Origin of the sequence: Deinococcus yavapaiensis KR-236 (assembly GCF_003217515.1) — a bacterium.
In the GTDB taxonomy this organism is placed as follows: domain Bacteria; phylum Deinococcota; class Deinococci; order Deinococcales; family Deinococcaceae; genus Deinococcus_A; species Deinococcus_A yavapaiensis.
The window spans coordinates 12,976-30,864 of sequence record NZ_QJSX01000001.1 but is presented as its reverse complement, the minus strand read 5'-3'; the positions used below and the strand labels follow the sequence as shown (position 1 = coordinate 30,864).

At 66.7% G+C, this 17,889-nt stretch carries 20 protein-coding genes; 13 read left to right on the top strand and 7 right to left on the bottom strand.

Annotated elements, in window-relative coordinates:
• The first annotated feature begins 21 nt into the window (after positions 1-21).
• Entirely contained in the window at positions 22-414 is a 393-nt protein-coding gene (locus DES52_RS00185; protein ID WP_245900525.1) for a M67 family metallopeptidase, read from the top strand.
• 3 nt (positions 415-417) lie between these two features.
• Here the strand turns inward: DES52_RS00185 and DES52_RS00180 are convergent, their stop codons facing one another.
• A complete protein-coding gene (locus tag DES52_RS00180) occupies positions 418-1,377 on the bottom strand; it encodes a C40 family peptidase (RefSeq protein ID WP_245900523.1) in 960 nt (319 codons plus the stop codon).
• A gap of 115 nt (positions 1,378-1,492) precedes the next feature.
• On the opposite strand from DES52_RS00180, the gene DES52_RS00175 reads away from it, so the two are divergent.
• The 5 genes from DES52_RS00175 (at position 1,493) to pgl (ending at position 7,146) form a co-directional block, all read left to right on the top strand.
• Complete coding sequence (locus DES52_RS00175) at positions 1,493-2,821, top strand: MFS transporter (protein WP_110884759.1); 1,329 nt, start codon at positions 1,493-1,495, stop codon at positions 2,819-2,821.
• A 191-nt stretch (positions 2,822-3,012) separates the two neighbouring features.
• On the top strand, positions 3,013-4,023 hold the full coding sequence (gene gnd, locus DES52_RS00170) for a phosphogluconate dehydrogenase (NAD(+)-dependent, decarboxylating) (protein WP_342767066.1): 1,011 nt from the start codon (positions 3,013-3,015) through the stop codon (positions 4,021-4,023).
• Complete coding sequence (gene zwf / locus DES52_RS00165) at positions 4,020-5,534, top strand: glucose-6-phosphate dehydrogenase (RefSeq protein ID WP_110884757.1); 1,515 nt, start codon at positions 4,020-4,022, stop codon at positions 5,532-5,534. The genes gnd and zwf overlap by 4 nt, the downstream gene beginning before the upstream one ends.
• On the top strand, positions 5,534-6,475 hold the full coding sequence (locus DES52_RS00160) for a glucose-6-phosphate dehydrogenase assembly protein OpcA (RefSeq protein ID WP_110884756.1): 942 nt from the start codon (positions 5,534-5,536) through the stop codon (positions 6,473-6,475). The genes zwf and DES52_RS00160 overlap by 1 nt, the downstream gene beginning before the upstream one ends.
• Positions 6,472-7,146 (top strand): 6-phosphogluconolactonase, encoded by a 675-nt coding sequence (gene pgl / locus DES52_RS00155; RefSeq protein WP_110884755.1) that lies wholly within the window; start codon positions 6,472-6,474, stop codon positions 7,144-7,146. The genes DES52_RS00160 and pgl overlap by 4 nt, the downstream gene beginning before the upstream one ends.
• Here the strand turns inward: pgl and DES52_RS00150 are convergent.
• The gene (locus DES52_RS00150) at positions 7,130-7,525 is read right to left on the bottom strand and encodes a hypothetical protein (protein ID WP_110884754.1); all 396 of its coding nucleotides are present in this window, start codon (positions 7,523-7,525) and stop codon (positions 7,130-7,132) included. The genes pgl and DES52_RS00150 overlap by 17 nt on opposite strands.
• Positions 7,522-8,601, bottom strand: coding sequence for a type IV pilus twitching motility protein PilT (locus tag DES52_RS00145; RefSeq protein WP_110885145.1), 1,080 nt, complete (start codon positions 8,599-8,601; stop codon positions 7,522-7,524). Before DES52_RS00145 ends, DES52_RS00150 begins: the two co-directional genes overlap by 4 nt.
• A gap of 156 nt (positions 8,602-8,757) precedes the next feature.
• Here DES52_RS00145 and queG point away from each other — a divergent pair, with 156 nt between their 5' ends.
• The 6 genes from queG to DES52_RS00115 all read left to right on the top strand — a co-directional run bounded on the left by queG (position 8,758) and on the right by DES52_RS00115 (position 13,214).
• Positions 8,758-9,858, top strand: coding sequence for a tRNA epoxyqueuosine(34) reductase QueG (gene queG / locus DES52_RS00140; protein ID WP_110884753.1), 1,101 nt, complete (start codon positions 8,758-8,760; stop codon positions 9,856-9,858).
• Between the two features lie 52 nt (positions 9,859-9,910).
• Positions 9,911-10,111, top strand: coding sequence for a hypothetical protein (locus DES52_RS00135; RefSeq protein ID WP_110884752.1), 201 nt, complete (start codon positions 9,911-9,913; stop codon positions 10,109-10,111).
• Between the two features lie 29 nt (positions 10,112-10,140).
• Complete coding sequence (locus DES52_RS00130) at positions 10,141-10,356, top strand: hypothetical protein (RefSeq protein ID WP_110884751.1); 216 nt, start codon at positions 10,141-10,143, stop codon at positions 10,354-10,356.
• Between the two features lie 78 nt (positions 10,357-10,434).
• Entirely contained in the window at positions 10,435-10,824 is a 390-nt protein-coding gene (locus DES52_RS00125) for a nuclear transport factor 2 family protein (protein WP_110884750.1), read from the top strand.
• Positions 10,825-10,927: 103 nt separating this feature from the next.
• Positions 10,928-12,247 carry a tRNA uridine-5-carboxymethylaminomethyl(34) synthesis GTPase MnmE gene (mnmE, locus tag DES52_RS00120; RefSeq protein WP_110884749.1) on the top strand — a complete coding sequence of 440 codons (1,320 nt, stop codon included), beginning with the start codon at positions 10,928-10,930 and terminating at the stop codon, positions 12,245-12,247.
• 10 nt (positions 12,248-12,257) lie between these two features.
• Positions 12,258-13,214 (top strand): alpha/beta hydrolase family protein, encoded by a 957-nt coding sequence (locus tag DES52_RS00115; RefSeq protein WP_110884748.1) that lies wholly within the window; start codon positions 12,258-12,260, stop codon positions 13,212-13,214.
• 147 nt (positions 13,215-13,361) lie between these two features.
• Here the strand turns inward: DES52_RS00115 and DES52_RS00110 are convergent, their stop codons facing one another.
• Genes DES52_RS00110 through DES52_RS00100 form a run of 3 tightly spaced genes read right to left on the bottom strand, consistent with a single transcriptional unit; the run spans position 13,362 to position 15,847 of the window.
• Positions 13,362-14,558, bottom strand: a complete 1,197-nt coding sequence (locus tag DES52_RS00110) for an ABC transporter substrate-binding protein (RefSeq protein ID WP_110884747.1) — start codon at positions 14,556-14,558, stop codon at positions 13,362-13,364.
• A 10-nt stretch (positions 14,559-14,568) separates the two neighbouring features.
• Positions 14,569-15,135: a flavin reductase family protein gene (locus tag DES52_RS00105; protein WP_110884746.1), complete on the bottom strand. Its 567-nt coding sequence runs from the start codon at positions 15,133-15,135 to the stop codon at positions 14,569-14,571.
• 22 nt (positions 15,136-15,157) lie between these two features.
• Positions 15,158-15,847: a stalk domain-containing protein gene (locus DES52_RS00100; RefSeq protein WP_170130823.1), complete on the bottom strand. Its 690-nt coding sequence runs from the start codon at positions 15,845-15,847 to the stop codon at positions 15,158-15,160.
• A 137-nt stretch (positions 15,848-15,984) separates the two neighbouring features.
• Between DES52_RS00100 and gltX the strand changes: the two genes are divergently transcribed.
• Positions 15,985-17,448, top strand: coding sequence for a glutamate--tRNA ligase (gene gltX, locus DES52_RS00095; RefSeq protein ID WP_110884744.1), 1,464 nt, complete (start codon positions 15,985-15,987; stop codon positions 17,446-17,448).
• Here the strand turns inward: gltX and DES52_RS00090 are convergent.
• Positions 17,445-17,852 (bottom strand): META domain-containing protein, encoded by a 408-nt coding sequence (locus tag DES52_RS00090; protein WP_110884743.1) that lies wholly within the window; start codon positions 17,850-17,852, stop codon positions 17,445-17,447. The genes gltX and DES52_RS00090 overlap by 4 nt on opposite strands.
• Between the last annotated feature and the right edge of the window lie 37 nt (positions 17,853-17,889).

Below are 17,889 nucleotides of genomic sequence, written 5' to 3'. Positions count from 1 at the left end.
AAGCGCGGTATACATGAGAGCGTGTCCTGGCTGACGCTTCCGCTCGCCTTGCGCTCACGCTTGTGGGAACACGCGAGCGGCGAGGCGCCGCGTGAGTGCGTAGGTTTGCTCGGCGGCCGAGGACGGCTCGTGACGTCGCTGTATCCCCTCACGAACGTCTCGCCTCACCCCGAGCGCGCGTACCGCGCGCACGACCTCGAATTGCTGCGGGCGTTGCGGGCGATGCGGGCCGAAGCTCTCGAACTCGTCGGAATCTACCATTCTCATCCGCACGGACCGCCTCAACCCAGCGACGAGGACCGCCGCCTCGCCGCGTGGGATGTGCCGTACCTTATCGCGGATTTGCGGACGGGCACGCTGCGCGCGTACCTGCTGCCGAGCGGTCAGGAGATACGCGTCGATTCACAAGTCTGAACGTCAGTGGCCGGCGGCGATGACGGGCAGCAGGACACGGCGCGCTCCCAAAAAGCGCGTGGCGTAATACTTCTCCGCCAACTTGTCGACCGTCACCTTGCCGTTGTACGAGTTGGCGTGCACGAACGTGTCGGCGTCGATGGCGATTCCGACGTGCGTCACTTGCCCCGCGCCCTCGGTGTCGAAGAAGACGAGGTCACCCGTTTCGATCTCGTCACGGTCTACTTTTTCTCCCGAGCGGAACATCGCTGCGCTCGTGCGCGGCAAGCTCACGCCGAGCGGCGTCATGACCTGCAGCACGAGTCCCGAGCAATCGAGGCCGCGCGGCGTGGTCCCGCCGTACACGTACGGCACGCCGAGGAACTTCATCGCGTTGTCCACGACGTTCAAGGCGCGCGCGGCGCTCGGTGCCGAGGGCGCGGGTGCCGGGGTGGCCGACGAAACCGTCGGCGCGGAGGACGACTCGGGGGCTGGCGACCCTGTCGGCGAGGGCGCCGCGCCCGGCGTGAACTGCAACACCTGACCGACTTGCAAGTCGGGCGACGTGAGGTTGTTGAACCTCATCACATCCTCGACTTTCAGCCCGCGTGCGCGCGCGAGGCTGAACAAAGTGTCGCCCGCCGCGACCGTGTAGGGATCGGTCGTCGCGGCGGGCGAAGCGGGCGCGGAGGGGGTGGGCGCCGAAGCGGGAGGTGGGGCGAGGGGGGTCGGGGAAGGTGCCGTGGGCGGCGGAGTCGTGGAGGCCGATTCGGAAGACTCGACCAGCAGCGTCTGGCCCACCTTGAGGTCGGGCGCCTTGAGGCCGTTTTGCGCGAGAAGCGCGTCCACGGTGACGCCGAAGCGTCGAGCAAGCGAGTAGGCGGTGTCTCCGGCGACGACGCGGTATTCGACTCGACTCGCGGTCGCAGCAGAAAACAAGGCGGAATTGGACAACAAAACCAGCAGTAGGGCAGCGCGGCGCACTGGAGCCTCCAATGTGAATCGAACGTTGAGCGGAGTGTAACACAACCTGAGCAAGTTCTCACAGTGAAAAATCCCGCGCCTTCGACTCCTCACGTGCGAGCGTATGCTGAGCCGCATGGCCGCCACCTCTGCCTCTCGCTTCACCGCTTGGCGCGCACGCACCTTCCAAGCTCTGACCATCCCGACGTTTCGACGCTACTGGTACTCGCAACTGCTTTCGCTCGTCGGCGGGTGGATGCAGGGAACGGCTCAGGCTTACCTCGTGCTGGAGCTCACCAACAACGACGCGGGCGCGTTGAGCCTCGTGAACGTCGCCCAATTCGCGCCGAGCCTCGCCTTCTCGCTGTTCGCGGGCGCGATCATCGACCGCTTTTCGAAGTTGCGCGTCCTCCAGATCACGCAACTCGTGCTGCTCGCGTGCGCCTTGGCGCTCGGCGCGCTCATCCACACCGATACCGTCACGCTGCCCTTGCTGCTGCTCGTGGCGCTCGTGGCGGGGACCGCCAACGCGTTCAACATGCCCACGCGTCAAAGCATGGTCGCAGACTTCGTTCCCAGAAGCAGTCTCGCCAACGCCGTCGCTTTGAACTCCTTGTCGTTCAACGTCTCGCGCACGCTCGGCCAAGCGCTGTTCGGCGTCGTCGTGCCGCTCGGCGTGTACCTCGTAGCGGGCGGTCGCTCCGATGACACGTCGCGCCTGGCGTTTCCCTTCTACCTCAACGCGGTGGCCTTCGTCGTCGCGATCGTGCTGCAGATGGGCTTGCCGAGCATCGCGCGCGGCGACGCCTCGAAGCACGGCAACCTCGTCGCCGACACCCTCGAAGGCCTCAAGTACGTACGGCGCAACAAGTCCGTCCTCGCGATCATGCTGTACGTCGGCGGCCTGAGCCTCACGATCATCAACTTCCAGATCATCATTCCCTACTACGCCCGAGTCGTGTACGACCTCAAGGACGCCGGCTTCGGTTTGCTGAACGCCACCTTCGGCGCGGGGGCGATGATCGGCGCGTTGCTGCAGGCGGCCGCGCCCAATCCGCTGCGCAATTTGCGTTACGGAGCGCTCTTGCTGCTCGCGTCGTCGGTCCTGCTGTCCTTGACGCCGTCGCCGCTTCTCGGAGCGCCGCTGCTCGCCGCGTGCGGCTTTTCCATGCTCGCCGTGCTGATTTCGGCGAACTCGACCGTGCAACTCAGCATTCCCGACGAGCTTCGCGGACGCGTCATGAGCTTGTACACCTTCGTCCTCGTCGGCATGGCACCTCCGGGCGCGCTCATTTCCGGGTGGATCATCTCCTCGCGCGGTCCCTTCGGCCCGAAGCTCGGCCTCGCCTTGCTCGCCGGACTCGGAGCGCTCGTCGTGCTGGCTTGCTGGCGCTCTCTACCGCGCCAACTGCCCAAGCGCGTCATGCCCGCCGAGCGTGCGGAGGAGCGGATCGCCGCGGATTGAAGCGCGGCTTGTTCCTCTGGTAAGTCGCGTGATCGTCCGATCGGGAGGAACGGTCACGCCGACCTCGGCGTTCGCGGCGAAGCGGACGTTCGGCGGCGCGACCCTCGCGGGTGTGACGCCTCGTGTCTTCGCGTTTCTAAACGCTCCTTGAGCGCCTTGGCTCTACTGCGGCGTGACCTCGCGGGCGTACACTGCCCTCTATGAGAATCGGCATGATCGGACTCGGCAAGATGGGCGGCAACATGACGGCTCGTCTGTTGCGCGGCGGACAGGAAGTCGTCGCGTACGACCTCACGCCCGCCAACGTCAAGAGCGTGCAGGACATGGGGGCCATTCCCGCCCTCGACCTCGACGCGCTGATCTCGAACTTGGCGGCGCCGCGCGCCGTGTGGATCATGGTTCCCGCCGGAGCTCCGACCGAGAGCACCATCCAGTTGCTCGTCGACCGCCTCTCGCCGGGAGACATCATCATCGACGGCGGAAACTCCAAGTGGACGGATTCGCAGCGCCGCGCCGAAATGCTCAAGGACAAGGGCCTGAACTTCGTGGACGTCGGCACGTCGGGCGGCATTTGGGGGCTCACGGAAGGGTACTGCATGATGGTCGGCGGCGACACCCAGGTCGTGGAATCGCTTCGACCGATCTTCGAGGCGCTCGCGCCCGCTCCGAGCAAAGGATGGGGCCACGTCGGTCCCAGCGGAGCGGGCCACTACACGAAGATGGTTCACAACGGCATCGAGTACGGCATGATGCAAGCCCTCGCCGAAGGCTTCGAATTGATGCGCGCCCGCCACGAACTCGTCGGCGACGTGTCGCAAGTCGCCGACATCTGGCGTACGGGCAGCGTCATCCGCTCGTGGTTGCTCGACCTCACGGCGGACGCCTTGCTCGGCAATCCCGCGCTCGACGAGCTCAGCGATTACGTGGCGGACTCGGGCGAGGGACGCTGGACCGTGCAGGACGCCGTCGAACTCGGCGTGCCCGTACCGGTCATCGCCGCGTCGGTGCAAACGCGGTTCTACACGCAGCAACCCGTAAGCTACGCGGGCAAGATGTTGTCGGCCATGCGCCGCGCGTTCGGCGGTCACGCCGTCAAGACGATTCAGCAGCCGAAGGTGGAAGGGCACGTGCCGGAAGTCGATCCGCTCGCGACTCCTGGCGAGGCGTCCACTCCGGCGGGCCTCAAGGGAGAGAAGCAATGACGCAGACGCTCGCCAATCCTTTACGAAGCGGGATGCGCCGCAAGCGCGCCCCGGAGCCGTGCACCCTCGTCATCTTCGGCGCGACCGGAGACCTCACGAAGCGTAAACTCCTGCCCGCCGTGTTCGGCTTGTGGCAAGACGGTCAACTCGGAGCGGGGTTCAGCGTCCTCGGCGTCGGGCGCAACCCGATGAGCGAGGAAGAGTTCCGGACCCTCGTGCGTCAAAGCCTCACGACGAGCAAGGAGACCGACGAGATCGAGGGCAACAACCTCGAGAAGTTCGCGGCCGTCGCGCACTACGTCGGCGGAGAGTTCGGCGAGACGGGCACCTACGACGCGATCGGGGCGAAGCTGCGAGAAATCCAAGAGGCGCGCGGCGCGGGCGACAACGCCTTGTTCTACCTCAGCACGCCGCCGAGCTTGTTCGAGGTGATTTCGCAAAGACTCGGCGACGCGGGCCTCGCGTCGGAAAGCGACGGGTGGCGTCGCCTCATCGTCGAGAAGCCTTTCGGGCGCGACCTCGCGTCCGCCGTGGCCCTCAACGACGCGTTGCACGACGTCTGGAAAGAGCACCAGATCTACCGAATCGACCACTACCTCGGCAAGGAGACGGTGCAGAACGTCCTCGCGATTCGTTTCGGCAACCTCATCTTCGAGCCGATCTGGAACCGCAGCTACGTGGAGCACGTGCAGATCACGGCGGCCGAGGATCTCGGCATGGAAGGGCGCGGCGGTTACTACGAGGAAGCGGGCGTGGTACGCGACATGCTGCAAAACCACCTCATGCAGCTGTTCACGCTCGTCGCGATGGAAACGCCCGTCGCGTTCGACGCGAACGCGATTCGCGACGAGAAGGTCAAGGTGCTGCGCTCGACGCGGCCCATTCCGGTCGAACGCGTCTCGCAAGTCGCCGTGCGCGGCCAGTACGGCCCCGGCACCTTGTACGGCGAGCGCGCCAAAGGCTACCGCGAGGAGGAGAAGGTCGCGCCCGACTCCAGCACGCCGACCTTCGTCGCCGTGAAACTCGAAGTCGACAATTGGCGGTGGAGCGGCGTGCCGTTCTTCTTGAGAAGCGGAAAGCGGCTGCCGAAGAAGGTCACGGAGATCGCCGTGGTCTTCAAACGCCCTCCGCTCGGCCTCTTTCCGGGCGGCACGGAACGCAACGTCCTCGCGTTCCGCATTCAGCCCGACGAGGGCGTGAGCTTGAAGTTCTCGTCGAAGACGCCTGGTCAGGAGAACATCTTGCGCGAAGTCGTGATGGACTTCCGTTACGATGCGTTCGGCGCGGAACTCGAGAGTCCGTACTCGCGCCTGCTGCTCGACGCGATGATCGGCGACGCCACGCTCTTTCCGCGTGAAGACGAGGTGCAGCAAGCTTGGGAACTCGTCTCCGGCATTCTCGAGGCGTGGTCGCAGCCCGACGCGAACTTGCCGAACTACGCGGCGGGCACGTGGGGACCGGACGCGGCCGACGAACTGCTCGGTCCGGATCGACGTTGGAGGCACTTGTAATGCCCGGCAACCTGCAACCCCTCGGGCCCGTGAAGACCGACGTGCGCGGCGCGACGAACGCCCTGGAGAGCTTGTGGGACGAAACGCACGTGGAGTCGCGCGCTTACACGGGCAACATCGTGGCCCTCACCCGATCACGGTCGCTGCCTCGCGTCGAGGAAGCCCTCGCGACGCTCGGGGGGCGCTACGCGGGACGGCAGATCATCGGCGTGATGGACGGTGACGAAACGGTGGACGTCACCGTGAGCCTCGTGCCGCAAAAAGGCGGATACGTGGAGCGCCTCGTGCTGGACGCGAACGAGGAGCAACTGCAAGGCGCCATCTTGCCGCTGCTGCGCCCCGCGACCGTGAACCACGTGTGGTGGGCGACGACCGAGCGGCCCGGCGGCGCCCTGCTCGCCGAGCTCGCCGAACTCGCCGATCAAATTATCGCGAACGCGCTGAGCCTCGACCTCGGACCGCTCGGACCGCACTGCAGCCTCACCGATCTCGGCTGGGCCCGAACGTCGGGTTGGCGCGAGGCGCTCGCGCAACTGTTCGATCCGCACGAAGCGGCGGCGGCGCTGCCCGCCTTGCGTCAGCTCACCTTGCGTTACGCGGGCGACAACGACTTGCCCGCGCGTCTGTACGCGGGCTGGGCGGCCACGAAGCTCGGCTGGCGCGACGCGGAGGGTGTCGTCATCGAGGCGGACCCGGCGTCGAGCCGGGAAAACGGGGATCTCAGCTTCGTGCGTTTGTCGGGCGATGGCGCCGAATTTCAACTGACGTCCGATCAAGGCAACCTCGTGCGGTCGACGAGCGTCTACGGTTCGGTGCGCCGTGAGGCGGAACTGTACCTTCCTGCGCTCAGCATCGGCGAAGGGCTCGCGTTCGTGATGGCGCAACCCGAACAAAACGAGAACTTCGTCTCGGCGCTCGACTTCGCGCGGAGGCTGCCGTGAGGACGCGCGTCTTCACTTCGCCAGCCGACGTCGGCATCGGCGGCGCGGACGTGTTCGAGCGGGCGGCGAGCGAAGCGATTGGCGAGCGCGGCGCCTTCCACGTCGCCTTGTCGGGTGGCAGCACCCCGAAGTTCATGTACGAGGCGTTGCGAGCGCGCCAAGTCGATTGGGAGCGCGTTCACGTGTACTTCTCCGACGAGCGTTGCGTGCCGCCCGACTCGAACGACTCGAATTTCAAGCTCGCGCACGACGAACTTCTCGAGCACGTGCCCATCCCCGACGCACAAGTGCACCGAATGGAAGGCGAACGCGAGCCCGAAGAGGCCGCGAGGCGCTACGAGGACGTGCTGCCCGAGCGGCTCGATCTCGTCTTCCTCGGGATGGGCGACGACGGCCACACGGCGAGCCTCTTTCCCGGCACGACGGCCCTCACGGCGGGCGGGCGGACGACCGCGAATTTCGTCGGGAAGCTGGGTGTTTGGCGCCTCACCTTCACCTTCGGTGAAATCAACTCGGCGCGCGAGAAGGTTTTGCTCGTCGCGGGCGCGAGCAAGGCGGGCGTACTGCGCGAAGTGTACGAAGGCAAGCGCATCTACCCCGTGGAGGACGTGGACGCTCCGCTGTGGCTGCTCGACGAGGCGGCGAGCGCGTCGCTCAACCGCACGGCGTGACGGCGAGCGTCGTGCCCGCGACGACGACGCTGCCGACGAGAACGGTGACCGCGTACGCTTGCCACAGCACGAGGGCGGCGGCGCCCGAGGGGCGGCGCACGAACCACCCCGCGCCGAGCGCGGAAAGCGCGACGGCCACGACGACGAGGACACGTTCGGGCGTGGAGCTGCCGCAGTTGAGCTGAGGCGTCGTGAGGCCGAACAGCAGCAACGTCTGCGCCGCGGCGACCACTGTTCCGACGCGGCGAGCCCTCGTCAATGCCAAGGCTCGCCGCGTGCTGCTGTGCGCGGCACTGCTGTACGTGGCTCGGTCGGCGAGCCACGACAGCACCCCGAGCGTTGCGAGGACGAGCAGTAGGACTTCGACGAAGAGGTTCACGTTCCGAGCGCCACGCCGCGTCGAGTGAGCATGAGCCGCACTTCCGCCGGGGACGTCGCGGCGGACAAGGCTTCCTCCAGCGTGATGACTTTGTCTTCGTACAACTCGGCGAGGTGCTGATCGAACGTGCGCATGCCGCGCACGTTGTCTTCCATCAAGACTTCCTTCAACAGCAGCGTCTTGTCCTCGTCCTTGATGTAGTCCTTCACGAGGGGGGTGGCGACGAGCACTTCGGACGCCAAGACCCGCCCGCCGTCCTTGCGGCTCAGCAGTCGCTGGCTGTGAATACCGACGAGCGCCTCGGCGAGCATCAAGCGAATTTGTGGGCGCTCGTGCGGCGCGAAGAAGTCGATGACGCGGTTGACCGTGCGCACCGAGTCGAGCGTGTGCAGCGTGCTCAGCACGAGGTGGCCCGTCTGCGCGGCCGACAGGGCGGCTTCCACCGTCTCCTTGTCGCGCATCTCGCCGATGAGGATCACGTCGGGATCTTGGCGCATGGCGGCGCGCAGGGCGACGCGGAAGTCGGCGGTGTCGCTGCCGATCTCGCGCTGGGCCACGACGCTCTTCTTGTTTTGGTACAGCACCTCGATGGGATCCTCGATGGTGATGATGTTGTGCGCGTGCATACCGTTGATGTAATCGATGAGCGAGGCGAGCGTCGTCGTCTTGCCGCTGCCCGTGGGGCCCGTCACGAGGATCAGGCCGCGCTCGTGGTTCGACCACTCTTGCAAGACCGGCACGGGCAGACCGAGCTCTCCCATGGAGGGGATGTGATCGGAGACGACGCGCATCACGACGGCGACCGAGCCGCGTTGCCGAAAGGCGTTCACGCGAAAACGCGCGATACCCGAGAGGCTGTAGGCGAAGTCCGCCTCGTTGCTGCGCTCGAACAACGTCCACTGCTCGTCGCTCATCATCTGCTTGGCGATGGCCAGCGCCGTCGAGGCGCTGAGAAGATTCTCTCCGAAACGGCGCAGTTCGCCGTCGACGCGGGCGAGGGGAGGTGAGCCCGCGCGAAAGTGCAAGTCGGAAGCGCGCATCTGGACCATGTGCTTGAGGAGATCGGGCAGTTTCAAGGGAAGGCTCCTGGAGGGCAGGGGAAAGCGAAGGGCGGCCGAGAAGACGAGAAGGAGGCGACGCCTCGAACGCTTCGAGCTTATCGAGCCTTTCCTCACAAAGTCCTTACAAGGCCTTCAGACGCCTTCTCGTCGTACCTGCGACAATGGCGGGTCGTGGACGCCGCGTTACATCTCCAAGAGTTCGCCTTGAGCCTCGGCTTCGACGTGGCGGGATGGACGACGGCCGACGTGCCGCGAAGCGCGGTGGACGAGTACGCGTCGTGGTTGCGGGCGTCTCGTCACGCCGGGATGGAGTACCTCGAGCGTCAACTGCCGCGCCGCGCCGACCTCTCGTCGACGCTTCCGAACGCGGCGGGCGTGCTCGCCCTCGGGATTTCGCACGCCTTTGAGGATGTCACGGCGCCGCCCGGTGGCGTGCGGCTCGGCAACGTCGCTCGCTACGCGTGGACGCCCGACTATCACGAACAACTCCAACCGCTCTTGAGCGCGCTGGAGGCGGAGGCCGCGCGGCTCGGCATCACGGCGCGCGGCACCGTCGATCATGCGCCCGTGATGGAGCGCCTCTTGGCGGGGCGGGCTTTTCTCGGTTGGCGAGGCAAAAGCGGCATGCTCGTCTCGACGTCGCTCGGCGCGTTCACCACGCTCGCCGTCTTGCTGACCGACTTGCCGACACCGTCGGTCGACGAGGCGCACCCGGATCGTTGTGGACGCTGCGCTCGGTGTGTGTTGGCCTGCCCCACGGCCGCCATCGGTTCCGACCGCGCGATCGACGCTCGCCGCTGCGTCTCGTACCTCACCATCGAGCACCGCGGGCCGATTCCGCACGCGTTGCGCGAAGGCGTGGGATCGTGGCTGTTCGGCTGCGACGGGTGCTTGGAGGTTTGCCCGTGGTCGCGCAAGGCGGGGCCGCTCGCACAGACCTTGCGTCCCGATCCGAACCTCGCGCACCCTGACCTCACCCCGTTTTTCACGCTCACGAGCCGCCAGTTCGACAAGCTCTATGCGGGCACGGCCTTCTCGCGCCCTCGCCGCAAGGGGATGGCGCGAAACGCCTGCGTGGTGATCGGCAACACGCGCGCCGAGCAGGGACGCCCGCTGCTCGACCTCGCCGTCCGCGATCCCGCGTGGGAGGTGCGCGAGGCCGCCGCGTGGGCGCTGGCACGCTTCGAGGCTTGGCGCGAGCTTGCCTTGCTGGAACATGACGAGCACGAAATTGTGAGGAGGACCGCACGGCACCGTGCCGCGAGTTTCTGAGAACCTTGAAAGAATACCCTTCGTTCGGTTATGCTTTTATGAAACAACCATCATGAAACGCTACGAATGCCTCTCATGTCGCCACTTCCGGTTCGACGAAGGCGAACCGACGTGCATCGAACCGCGCAACGCCCTTCGCCTTTCCGGGACTTCCTGGTCGTACCATCCGCCCAGCAGCGCGCACACCTGCGAGCTGCACTCGGCCAAGCCCGCCGCCGAGTTCGCCGCCTTGCATTCCCTCGCCGCCGACTGACGCGGCGCGGACTCCATAGAGGAACTGCCATGGCTGACTTTCGCCGCATCGGCCGCCACCAACTTCTCAACGTCGACCTCGTCGTGCAACTGCGCGTCAAGAAGCAAGGCCTCGCAGCGTGGGTACCGCAAGCCCAGCTCATCACCGGCGAGTGGGTGGACGTCGCGCCACCGTGCGACACCGCGCACGCCGCCGAGGCGCACTTCCAACTCTTCACGAGCGACGTCGACATCGTGCCCGTCTGAAGCTCACCTTCGCAGCCTCAAGATTCGCGCAAGAAGCGAGCCCCGAACGGTTCGAGGCAGCCCGGGTAAGCTGTGCGCATGCCGAGCGAAGTGACGGCCGCGTTCATGCGGGCCCTGCAAGAAGCCGAAACCAGCAACGATCCCTCGCCGCTCGTCGCACTCTACGCCGAGGACTCTTCCACCGAAAACCTCTCGGTGGGTCCCTTGCACGGCCTCGAAGGCGCGCGCGACTTCTGGCGCCGCTACCTCGACGTCTTTCAAGACATCCGCAGCGAATTCTTTCATCAAAGCGACGACGAGCGAACCGGAACGATGGAGTGGGTGGCGCGCGGCCACCTCAAAAGCGGCAAGCCCATCGAATACAAGGGAATCAGCGTGATCGAAGTGGAAGGCGGCAAGGTCAAGAAGTTCCGCACGTACTACGACTCGGCCGCGTTCGTTCACGAAGCGCCCGCCAGCGGCACCTGAAGCCCGGCGGCCAGAAACGCTCGCGCTGGCGCTCCCCGGCCCTTTCCCTGGCCGTGACGCCGCTCGCGTTCGCTTAGCGCGGCGTGCCGTATCCTGCGTCCCGATGACGTACCGCCTCGGCCTCACCGATACCATCGTCGCGATCAGTACCGCTCCGGGAGCGGGCGGCATCGGCGTCGTGCGCCTCTCGGGGGCGCGCGCACTCGACGTCGCCGACGGCCTCTTTCAAGGACGAGGACGGCCGAGCGCCACCAAGGGCGGCCGATTTCTCTTCGGCCGCTTCGTGGACGGCGCAGAGGAGACGATCGACGAGGGACTCGCCCTCGTGTTCCGCGCGCCGAAATCGTACACGGGCGAGGACGTCGTGGAACTTCAATGCCACGGCTCGCCCGCCGTGCTGCGACGACTGCTGGGCCGCGCGGTGGAGCTCGGCGCGCGCCTCGCACGGCCCGGCGAATTCACGTTGCGCGCCTACCTCGGCGGGCGCATGGACCTCGCGCAAGCCGAATCCGTCCTCGGCCTCGTGCACGCCGCCACGGACACGTCGCGCCGCCAAGCCGCCCTCGGTCTCGCCGGAGCGCTCGCCAAGCGCGTCGACGCGATCTCGACGCGCATCACGCGAGTTCTGGCGGGCCTCACCGCCTTCCTCGACTACCCCGAGGAGGGCGTGCCGCCCGAGGAGCGTGACGAGCCCCTCGGCGACGTCGAGCGCGAACTGCTCGCCTTGCTGAGCACCGCCGACGCGGGCCGCGTCGCGACGAAAGGCGCGCGGCTCGCCCTGCTCGGCAAGCCGAACGCAGGCAAGTCCAGCTTGCTCAACGCCCTGTTGGGTTACGAGCGGTCCATCGTCACGCCGATTCCCGGCACGACCCGCGATTACCTGGAGGCGACCTTGGAACTCGCCGGCGTGCCGATCACCCTGGTGGACACGGCCGGTTTGCGCGACACGCCCGACGAGATCGAGGCAGCGGGCGTGCGTCGCGCTCTCGACCTCGCCGCCGACGCCGACCTCGTGCTCGCCTTGGAGGACGGAAGCGCGCCCCGCGAGGCCCTCGGCTTCGATCCTCCGGCGGACCGCACCCTGCGAGTACGGACGAAAGCCGACTTGACGCCCGCGTGGAGTGACGACGACACCCTGAGCGTCTCCGTGTTCAGCGGTGAAGGGCTTCCTGAGCTTCGCGAGGCGATTCGCGCCAAATTGCTGGGCGACGCGGCGCGCAGCGAAGTGTGGCTTTCGAACGAACGCCAGACGGACGCGGCTCGCCGCGCCCTGGAGTCCGTGCGGGCCGCGCGCGACCTTCCCGACGATCTCGCCGCGTGGGAGTTGGAGGCGGCCTTGCGCGCCCTCGCCGAATTGACAGGACGCGACGTGTCCGAGGACGTGCTCGACGCGGTCTTCGCGAACTTCTGCGTCGGAAAGTGAGCGGCGGAGCGTGCACCTAAAGCGTCTCCTCGCGCTGAGCGCGCTGTTGAGTCAACCGGCGCTCGGCGCTCCGGCGGTCTTGCTCGACCGCTTCTCGTACCGCGTCGGAACCCTCGACGTCAACGCCCTCGTGTGCCGTCCCGACGGCCGCGCCAAGAGGCCGCTGCTGAACTTCGTGCACGGCGGGCTGGACACGAAGTACGACGTCGCGAACTGTACTCGCTTCGCGCGCCTCGGTTGGGTCGTCGCTCAGAGCGGCTTGCGTGGGCAAAACGGCAGCGAGGGACACCCCGAGCTGTGCCTCGGCGAAGTCGATGACGTGCTCGCCCTCGCACGGGTCGCCCGAGAGAAGTACGACACGGACGTTCGGCGCGTGTCGTACCTCGGCGTGTCCCTCGGCGGATGCGTCGCGCTGAAGGCGGCGGCGCGCGATCCGAACGCGACCGCCGTCGTGACCTTCGTCACCCCGACGGACTTCGCGCAGCAACTCGACCTTCTGAAACGCACCCGTCCCGACGCGGTGTCCGCCCGAACGGCGATCTTCGGCGGATCGCCGAGCGAGGTGCCGGGCGCGTACGAGGCGCGCCGACCGTTGAACGTCGTGGGCCGCGTGCGAGCGTCGCTGCTCACCGTCGCCGCCGCGCAAGACCCGCTGATTCCCCTCGCGCAAAGCTGTCAAGTGCGCGACGCTCGCACGGCGGCGGGGCGCGACGTCGCGCAAGTGCGCCAGAAGAAGGACGGCACGCCCGCCGCGCTTCCACCGCAAGCGTGGCGCCGCTGCGACGGCGAGCGCTCGTCGGGCACGCTGCCGAATTTGCGACGCCGTGACGTCCTGTTGATCTACGACGACTTGTGGCACACGTCCACGCCTCGAATGTGGCGTGTCGCCGAGGCGTACCTCACGGCCAACCGCGAGCCGCCGAGCGTGTTCGAACGTCTCGGCGACTTCTTCCGTCGTCTGTTCTGATCGAAGAACCGGCGTGGTTCGCGTGCTCGGCCCCGTCGACGAGGCGCTTTCAATGACGAGCTTGTCGGAAGCGCCGTGTCGGACACGGGCCGGGACGAAGGGCGTCATGACCGCCGATCCGAGCGATTCGGGGTGACGCGCCGTGTGTCACCGCTCGGCGAGCGCTTTGCGTTGTGCGTCCTGCAAGGCGGTGCGTGCGGGCACGCCGTTCTTGATCGTTCGTTCGATCGCTTCCTCCAGAAAGGCCCGCCACGCCGCGTAGCCCGCCACCTTCGGACGCGCGACCGCGTCGTCAAGCTGGCCGAAGACCGCCGAGCGGTACGGATTGGCGCTCAAAAACGGCTTGAGGAGCCCCATCACGCTTTTCCTCGGCGGAACGTAGAAGGTCTGCTCCACCCAGCCGCGCAAGCGCTCGCGGTCCATCAGAAAGCGCCAGAAGGCCACCGCGCCTTGCTGCTCGCGCTCGGACGCCGAGTTCAAAACGACGAGTTGCGCGCCGCCGATCGCGACGGCACACGTCTTGGCGCACGGTAAGGGAGCCGCGCCGAGCGGAAAGAGCAGCGCGAGCTTTTGGAAATCGGGCCAATTGGCGACGCTCGCGAGGGCCATGTTGTTCGCGCCGCGCACGAAGTCGAACGCGGCGCGCGGCGCTTCCGAAAGGCTGCGCCCCACCGCCGAGCCATTCGAGACCATTCTCGCGAGGCTTTCGAGGGCGTCCACGACTTCGGGCGACGTGAAGTTCGGAGCGCCGTTCGCGACGACGCTGCCGCCGCGCGCGGCGACCATGCTTTCGAACGTCCAGGCATCGGCCACGCTCAGCAGCGAGCGCCGTCCGCGTCCGCTGAGTTTCGCCGCGACCGTTTCGAGTTCCGCGTAGGTCTTGGGCGGATTCACGCCCGCCCGCGAGAGGCTCGACGCGTTGAAGTACAGCGCGGGAAGCGACACGTTCCACGGCAGACCGTAGCGCTTGCCGCCGAGCTCGCCGTAATTCCACACGGCCGGGTAGAAATCCTTCACGAGGTCGTCGGGCAGCGTTCGCTCGAAGCGGTCGAGAACGGCGAGGCGACCGTCGGCGGCGAGCTTGGGGAAATCCGTGAGCTCCGCCTGGAACAGCACGGGCTCCGACTTCGTCTTGAAGGCCGCGTCGAGCTTCGCGAGCGCCTCGCGGTAATTCCCGGCCACGACTGGCACGATTTCGAACTCGTCTTGGGACTTGTTGAAGTCGTCGGCGTACGACTTCACGAGGTTCGCGACGCTCTCCATGGAATGCCAGAACGGAACCTTGAGGGGCGCGGCGCTCGCCGAACCGAGGGCGAGCGTGGCGAGAAGGATCGAAAGGCGCATGACGGCCAGTCTAGCGTTCCGTCACCTTCACGAACGACTCTGGCGCGAAGGTTACGCGCTCGGCGCGTGTGTCGAGCTTCACGTACGTTCCCCGACCGAGGTACACGGGCGCCTCGTCGCGCAACAAAAACTGCTCGTCGTACGCGCGTGGATCGTACACGACGTCGCGCACCCGACCCACGAACAAGTCGTGGTCGCCCGTCGTGACGATGTCCGCCACGTCGCACACGAACGTGAGGTACGCGGCCTCCAGTACCAACGTCTCGTCCGCGTCCTCTCGAAGGCCGAACGTCTCGAACTTGTCGGCGCCGTCCGCGAGGCTCAGCACGCCCGCGCCTTGCACCACGCGGGCGTGCGAGGCGTTCAGAAAGTTCACGCCGAAGCGCCCCGACGCCGTCACGAGAGGGTGGGTGGCGCGCTCGCGTCCGATCAGGACGCCGTACAACGGCGGGTCGACCGACAAGGCGGTGTGCCAACCCGCGCTCATCACGTTGCGGTCGTCTTGGTGCCGCGCCGTCACGAGGGCGACGGTGCCGGGATAGTAGCCGAAAAAGCGCGGCGTGCGAAGTTTCGTCACGCCGCGCAGTATAGACGCGAGTTCAGCGGGTCACGGTGGCGACCTTGGCGCTCTTGTCGCCGCAGGTAACCGTCGCTTCGTTCTTGGCGCCCGTCGCCACGGTGCACTGCAACGACCGCAGGGCCGTGACGGGCACGAACACGTTCCCGCCTTGCGCGTAAGGCGCGCTCGCGAGCGTGACGGCGCCGCCGTTGAGCCGCGCGCTCGTCGCCCCGACCGTCAACGCGAGGCTTTGGCCCGTCCGGGCGAGCGTCACGGCGTTCGTACTCGGCGTGACGGTCAAGACTCCCTTGAGGCTTTGCGCGCTGGCGTAGACGACGGGCGTGGCGGCGGCCTTGGCCGCCGGTGCGTCGATCACGGCGACCACAGCGTCCTTGCCGGCGGAAGCGACGAGGACGTAGGTGATCGCGTCTCCCGTGCGGAACAGCAAGTTGGCGCTCGTAGAGCCGGGCCGCGAGGCCCAGTCCTCCACGACCCGGTTGGCGAGCTTCGCCTTGATCTTGGGTTTCGTGGTGTCCAAGGTTCCTTTGGCGACGAGACAAACGGCGCTGCTGGACACGTTGAGGGTTTTCGGGCAGTCGACGATGCGACCGCCGATCGCCCCGCTCACCTCGACGGCAGCGTTCGCCACCGCTTGTGGCGGCAATTGAGCGGCGGCCAAGGTGGAGGCGAGCAGGATGGGCAGCGTCAGAACGCGGAGAGGCACAGTCACCACGGCATGCTAAAGGTGATTCATGAGCTTCGTAGGACGGGCGCGTTCATCAGCGCGGCACGCCACCCGCCTTCCGCTTCTGGTACGCCGCTTCGCTCATCTTGTTCGCGTTCGCGTTCCCCGCTAGGCTGAGCCTCATGTCGTTCGTCACGTCCCGCAGGGTCACCACTCGCATCGCGCCGTCCCCGACGGGCGATCCTCACGTCGGAACGGCGTACCAAGCGCTGTACAACTTCGTCTTTGCCCGTCAGCACGGCGGCAAGTTCGTCGTACGCATCGAAGACACCGACCGCACGCGTTACAACGCGGCGTCCGAAGGGCAGATCTTGGCCATGCTCGACTGGTTGGGCCTCACGCCCGACGCCTCGCCCGCTCGTGAAGACGACCTCGGGCCCTACACGCAAAGCCTTCGCGCCGAGCTTCACCGCGAGCACGCCGTGAAGCTCGTGGAAAGCGGGCACGCCTACCGCGCCTTCGACACGCCCGAGGAGCTCGAGGCGCGCCGCAAGGCGGCGATCGAGCGCGGCGAGGATTACCGTGGCTACGACCGCCGCGACCGCGACTTGCCCCAAGAAGAATCCGAGCGCCGCGCCGCGAGCGGCGAAACGTTCGTGATTCGCCTCAAAGTTCCGCTCGACGGCGAGACGATCGTGAACGACGAACTGCGCGGCGAGGTGCGCTTCGACAACCGCCAACTCGACGACAAGGTGCTGCTCAAGGCCGACGGCTTTCCGACGTACCACCTCGCGGCGATGGTGGACGATCATCTCATGGGCGTCACGCACGTTATCCGAGCCGAGGAGTGGCTCACGAGCACGCCCATTCACGTCCTGATCCTGCGCGCGCTGGAGTGGGACGAGCCGACGTGGATTCACACGCCGCTGCTGCGCAATCCGGACAAGTCCAAGCTCAGCAAACGCAAAAGCAACACGTCCGTGCAGTCGTACCGCGAGATGGGCGTCTTGCCCGAGGCGCTTTTGAATTACCTCGGCATGATGGGTTGGAGCCACCCGGACGGAGCCGAGGTGTTCGGGGTGGACGACATGGTTCGCCTGTTTTCGTGGGATCGCGTGTCCCTGGGCGGTCCGGTGTTCGACCTCGCCAAGCTCAAGTGGCTCAACGGCAAGTACTTGCGCGAGGTGTTGAGCGCCGCCGACGTCGCCGAGCGTCTCCACGCCTTTCTCGCGGCGGGCGGGTACGCCTTGCCGAACGACGAGTACTTCCGAGCGGTCGTCGTGCTCATGACGCCGCGCATCGAGACCTTCTCGGAGTTCATGGAGCGGGGAAGCTACTTCTTCGACGACGCCTTCACGTACGACGCCAAGGCGCAAAAGGCCCTCGCGGACGGCGCGAACGTTCTCGGCGAGTTGCGCGACGCCCTCGCGGACGCGCCCGCGTTCGACGCGGGCACGCTCGAGGCGACGCTGCGGGCGTTCGCGGACTCGGCGGGTCTCAAGATCGGCAAGGTGATGCAGCCGCTTCGCGCGGCAGTCGCCGGAACGATGGAAAGCCCGGGGATGTTCGAATTGCTCGAGACCCTCGGGCGCGGGCGTGTCGTCGCTCGCCTGAACCGAGCGATCGAAGGTCGCGCCGCGTCTTAAGGAGCGCGGCGAAACGCCAAGATCGTTCCGTCGTCCGTCGTGAGGACGAGGACGCTGCCGGAAATCGTCGCGGTGTTGACGCGCTGAAGGTCTCGTAGAAACCGGCTTTCGAGAATCGTCCTCACGCTGGATTCGCACGCCTTTTTCGTCGTGGCGAGCGCCGCGATCGAGAGGTCGCGGCCGTGCATCGTGTACGTACTCGTGAAGGAGTTGCAGCCCGCGAAGCCGCTCGCGCGCCCGTTTTCGAGGCGCAAGGTGGGCGGGTCTTCGCGCTCCACTTCCACCGTGGACTTGGGCTCGCTGAGATTGCCGATGCGCGTCAGTGTCCACGTGACGCCCTGGACGGACTGCGCACAGACGTCGCTCAGCAACAGCAACGTGAGGGAAACGAGAAGGCGAGTCATTCCTTCAGCGTAGCGCGTTCGCGTTTTCCTTCCCTGA